Annotated in this window: 1 protein-coding gene; it reads right to left on the bottom strand. The window is 46.1% G+C overall.

Annotated features, from left to right (window positions below; all coding sequences use genetic code 11):
- On the bottom strand, positions 1 to 781 hold a 781-nt coding region (gene vmeY, locus R7R24_RS25590), incomplete at its 3' end, for a multidrug efflux RND transporter periplasmic adaptor subunit VmeY (protein ID WP_318119920.1).
- Between the last annotated feature and the right edge of the window lie 95 nt (positions 782 to 876).

Raw genomic sequence — 876 nt, 5'->3', positions numbered from 1 at the left:
CAATACGGTTACCCAAGAAATCAAGCTGACCTAAGTGTTCGAAAAACTGGCCGTTTTCTAGCTCTAGTTGCACTTCCACACCGTTCGACTCGGCCGAACCATCGCCTTTAATTCGATCCATGCCCATCGCTAAACGCTCACGTTCACTGACGCTAAACGAAGTGTGCACAGGGTCTAGGCTCACGAGCGTCGTCAGCACACCTGAAGATGGAGAAACCAGATCACCAGTACTCACTTTAGTGTCGCTAATACGACCACTAAACGGCGCTCGGATTTGCGTGTACGAAAGGTTGACTTCTGCAAGTTTAAGCTGTGCATTCGCGGCTTCTAGTTCTGCACGCGCGCCTAGCAATGTTGCTGTCAACGCATCAAATTCCGATTGGGAGATGCTGCCACGAGGAAGCAGGTTTTTACCGCGTTGGTGATCAAGCTCTGCCTTTTTAAGCGAAGCTTTTGCTTGTGCTAACGCTGCTTTCGCACTTGCCACTTGTGCTTCAAAAGAAGAAGGTTCAATAGAATAAAGAAGCTGACCTTTTTCTACCATTTGTCCTTCTTCAAAATGACGAGCTTGTAAATAGCCTGAAATCTGTGCTGTGATATTGGTATCTTCTACCGCTTCAATGCGACCGATATATGATTTACTCGGTTGGTAGTCGATTACCGTGACATCCTGAGTTACGACAAGAGGCGCTTGGCTCTCTCTTTGGGCATTATTCGCTTCTCCGCATCCTGCAAGGATAGCTGTAGCCGCCATTAATGCGACAAGTGGTTTCTTTTGCATGTATTTACCGTCTTTATGGAACAGGATATTGTTGAAAACACACTAACCTTACAGACAGTAGATTCCGAATTCTCCTACATAAATTGCGTAAAATG

The sequence above is a fragment of the Vibrio sp. 704 genome, assembly GCF_033339295.1.
The sequence above is the reverse complement of the archived record's forward strand: the minus strand, read 5'-3'. Positions and strand labels throughout refer to the sequence as shown.